Source organism: Staphylococcus sp. GDY8P85P (genome assembly GCF_017892405.1).
GTDB lineage: Bacteria > Bacillota > Bacilli > Staphylococcales > Staphylococcaceae > Staphylococcus > Staphylococcus borealis.
In genome coordinates this window covers 50,084-54,760 of the sequence record NZ_JAESLA010000025.1, presented here as the reverse complement: position 1 = coordinate 54,760, position 4,677 = coordinate 50,084, and the positions used below count along the sequence as shown (strand labels likewise).

The following is a 4,677-nucleotide window of genomic DNA, read 5'->3' as shown; positions in this document are numbered from 1 at the left end:
AACAGAACAACCTTCAACAGAAGAGAAGGCAAGTACAGAAAGCACAACAGAACACCCTTCAACAGAAGAAGCTACTAAAGAAACTACAACAAATCAACCAATTTCAGAAAAAGAAACTGTAAATGAAGTTAAAAATGTAGCAAATGAAACAGGAGTGTCTGAAGACGAAATTTTATCAGTTTTAAATAAACAAGGTGTTAATAAAGCTGATGAAAATGAAATTTTAGCTGCTTTAATTAAAGAAAAATCGGCAACTAATGATCAATATTCAACTCCAGTAGTTGCTAATACAACAAACACATCTTCTAAAACGAAGACAACTTCTAACACACCTGTTAGAAACTTGTTACGTAATAGAGCAATGGTAATGGATCGTGCTAATACGTCAGATTTACAAGAATCAGCAGAAAATAGTGCTATATACTCACCAGGTGATGCTACTAAAAAACAAACTTATAGTGGTAAAGCATGGGTTTATAGAAATGGTAATCATTCAAATTATTCTCAAAAAGATGCATTACCATTGTCAGGAGTTAATGTCTACTTACAATGGGTAAACGGAAAAGGTGTTGTATCCCCAGTATATTACACTACTACAAACCCAGACGGTTCATTTGCATTTGACTTATCTAAACCAGTTACAGATGAGAATGGCAATTCTTATGAATTTAAATTAGCAGGAGACTCTAAATTTGCTATAAGAACTTGGGTTAAAAATCCAGATCCATCTAAATACGATGTTGTTAAACACGGTGACCAAATGTATGGTTATCATGATCGTTTAACTAGAAAAAATGAATCTTGGGACTTTACAGCAGGGATTAATAGAATTGTTAACTCACACGTTGTACTTCAAGAAAAACATAACAATGTTGATTGGTTACTAAAACCAGAAAATGAACGTACAACATCTGGTACTTCAAATGGCCAATTTGAAAATACAGGTGCTTACGGTACAATTCGCGGTAACGTATGGTATGAAAACGGGGATCCTAATGGCTCTGATGCAAGACGTTGGGGTAAAGACTCTTGGGATGTTAATGCCACTAATACAAAAGTCGCTGCATCATATGTAAATGACGAAGTAACTAGATTATTTGATACTTGGAAAAATGAGCACAGTGGTTATACATTAGATGATTTCAAAGCTGCACAAGCACAGATTATCGCTGATTATGAAGCTAAAAATGGTGTGGGCTCACACATTGCTGAAACTGTTGTAGCAAATGTAGATTCTAAAGGTGATTATTACATTCCGTTCAAAGGTATTTATGGTATTAGTGCTTATAAACAAAATTCAGGTGCAAGCATTTCTAAAACTATCTCAGATGAAGAATATGGTAAAGTTGTAGCTGATAAAGATGTTTCACATAATAACTTAATGGCTTGGAATGGAACAATTGGACAAAAACACAGACATATCAATTCTGATTACGTATATGTTACGCCACTAGTTGACGACTATGCTATTTGGAGTAATAATTTCCAAACCAACATGTTTGAAGGATTAAGTGACGATTTGTTACCAATTGGACCAAATGCTCAAAGCTCATATAACACATCAGGTGTGGATTTTGCACTTTTAGCACCACAACCAATGCACGACATCACGAATTATAACTCAACAGATGAATTAGCTAGACCAGGTGATACTGCAGAATCTAGAACAGGTGGCTTATTACCAAATCGTGAATATCAAGTGCAATGGTTCAAAAATGGCGAAAAATTCGGAGATCCAGTTACTGTAACTTCTGCAGAAGATGGAACAGTAGGTTCAGTACCTTTAACAGTACCAGAAGATGCAAAAGTATCAGACGTATTCTCATCTGCAGTATTCAAACAAGGTGTTTCTACAGAATCATTAACTACAGCATTAGCTATTGATTCATTCTCTATTACAGACCAACAACCAGATAATGAAGTGTATGAACCAACAACAGACGAAGTCACAAAAGATCACGGAACACCAACAACTGAGGATGATGTAACAGGAGCAGTAACAATTCCAGATTATCCATCAGAAAAAGGAACACCAACAATCACAGTTGATGATCCAAGTACATTACCAGACGGTAATACGCCAGGAACAGTGAATGTCCCAGTAACAGTGACATATCCAGATGGCACACAAGATCATGTGACAGTAACTGTTGTTACTAAAGACGATGAAACACCTGACGAAGTAATTTACGAACCAGTAAGTGAAGGTGTAAATCATGATTATGGAACACCAACAACATCAGATGAAGTGATTGGTTCAGTAACAATTCCTGGATACCCAACAACAGGAGAACAACCAGTTGTAACAGTTGATAATCCAAATAGCTTACCAAATGGAACTACACCAGGAACAGTAAATGTCCCAGTAACAATAACTTATCCAGATGGAAGTGTGGATCATATCACAGTACCTGTTACGACAGGAGAAAAACCAACACAAGATAAAGTGATTTATGAACCAACAAGTAATGGTGTAAATCACGATTATGGAACACCAACAACATCAGACGATGTAATTGGTTCAGTAACAATTCCTGGATATCCAACAACAGGGGAACAACCAGTAATCACAGTTAATAACCCAGGTAATTTACCAAATGGAACTACACCAGGAACAGTAAATGTCCCAGTAACAGTGACATATCCAGATGGAAGTGTAGATCATATTGATGTACCTGTGACAACAGGAGAAAAACCTGCTAATAACAATGTCACTTATGAACCAGTAACAACTGGAGTGAAACATGATTATGGAACACCAACAACATCAGATGATGTAATTGGTTCAGTAACAGTTCCTAATTATCCAACAACAGGGGAACAACCGGTAATCACAGTTAATAATCCTGATAATTTACCAAATGGAACTACACCAGGAACAGTAAATGTTCCAGTAACAGTGACATATCCAGATGGCACAGTAGATCATATTGATGTACCTGTAACAACTGGTAAAAAACCAGCAGCTACTGCTACTAAATATGAACCAACAAGTGATGTTGTTCGTAAGCCATATGGAGTACCAACAACTGAGGGTGATGTAACTGGAGCGGTAACTGTTCCTAACTATCCAACGACAGGAGAACAGCCAGTAGTTACAGTGGATGATCCAGAAAGTTTACCAAATGGTGAAAATCCTGGCACATATTATGTTCCAGTAACAGTAACTTATCCAGATGGTTCACAAGATCATATCACAGTAGAAGTTGTCATTGACGAAGAACCAATTGATAGTGACGCAGATGCAGACAGCGATGCAGACGCAGATAGTGATGCAGACGCAGACAGTGATGCAGACGCAGATAGCGATGCCGACGCAGACAGTGACGCAGACGCAGATAGTGATGCCGATGCAGACAGTGATGCAGACGCAGATAGCGATGCCGATGCAGATAGTGATGCCGATGCAGATAGTGATGCCGACGCAGATAGCGATGCCGACGCAGACAGTGATGCCGACGCAGATAGTGACGCAGATGCAGACAGCGATGCAGACGCAGATAGTGATGCAGACGCAGACAGTGACGCAGACGCAGATAGTGACGCAGATGCAGATAGCGACGCAGACAGTGATGCCGATGCAGACAGTGACGCAGACGCAGATAGTGACGCAGACGCAGATAGTGACGCAGACGCAGATAGTGACGCAGACGCAGATAGTGATGCCGATGCAGACAGTGATGCAGACGCAGATAGTGACGCAGACGCAGACAGTGACGCAGACGCAGATAGTGACGCAGATGCAGATAGCGATGCCGATGCAGACAGCGACGCAGACGCAGATAGTGATGCAGACGCAGATAGTGATGCCGATGCAGACAGTGACGCAGACGCAGATAGCGATGCCGATGCAGACAGCGACGCAGACGCTGACAGTGATGCCGACGCAGATAGTGATGCCGATGCAGATAGTGACGCAGATGCAGACAGTGATGCCGACGCAGATAAAGATAATCATGGCAAAGCAGATAAATCTGATAGTAAAGCATTACCTGATACAGGTAATAATGATCAAACTAATGGCACATTATTTGGTTCATTATTCGCTGCACTTGGAGGATTATTCTTAGTTGGCAGACGTCGTAAAAACAAAAATAATAATGTTGAAAAGTAAATAATAAATATGTAAAAATTTACTGATTATGCATGTAACCATAGTATTTCCTTAAGGGAATACTATGGTTATTTTTTTTAAATATTTTACGAAATATTTTTTGTATTTAATGAATTTTGTTATAATGGAATAATTTTTTATCTATTACTAAAATTAAAAGTAATTTTAATTAAAGTATTGTAATAAATTTAATTATGAAATATGATTTAAGTGAACTTTCATTAATATTTATATGGAAGTTGAATATATTAATGATAATAAAATTTAGGAGGAAAATATGGACAAAAGAAGACAAGGGCCAATTAAGAAAAAGGTAGACTTCTTACCTAATCGTCTAAACAAATACTCCATTAGAAAATTCACCGTAGGCACAGCTTCAATTCTTATAGGAGCATCATTATTATTTGGGGCAGGCGAAGAAGCTAAAGCAGCAGAAAACACTGATAGTACTACTGAAAATGGTGGAAAATTAAATTTACAAAACAATGTAAATAATAATGATCGTAATTCAGACTTAACAAAAGAAGTTAGTACGGAAGAAACAAGTACAGAAGAAGCAGCAA

General features: G+C 38.0%; 2 protein-coding genes. Both read left to right on the top strand.

All coding sequences use genetic code 11. From position 1 onward, the window contains the following. A partial coding sequence (locus tag KA828_RS06490) for a Rib/alpha-like domain-containing protein (protein ID WP_210125787.1) occupies positions 1-4,114 on the top strand: 4,114 nt, incomplete at its 5' end. 277 nt (positions 4,115-4,391) lie between these two features. Beyond that, positions 4,392-4,677 (top strand): YSIRK-type signal peptide-containing protein (locus tag KA828_RS06485; RefSeq protein WP_210125786.1); only part of this gene is annotated, 286 nt, incomplete at its 3' end.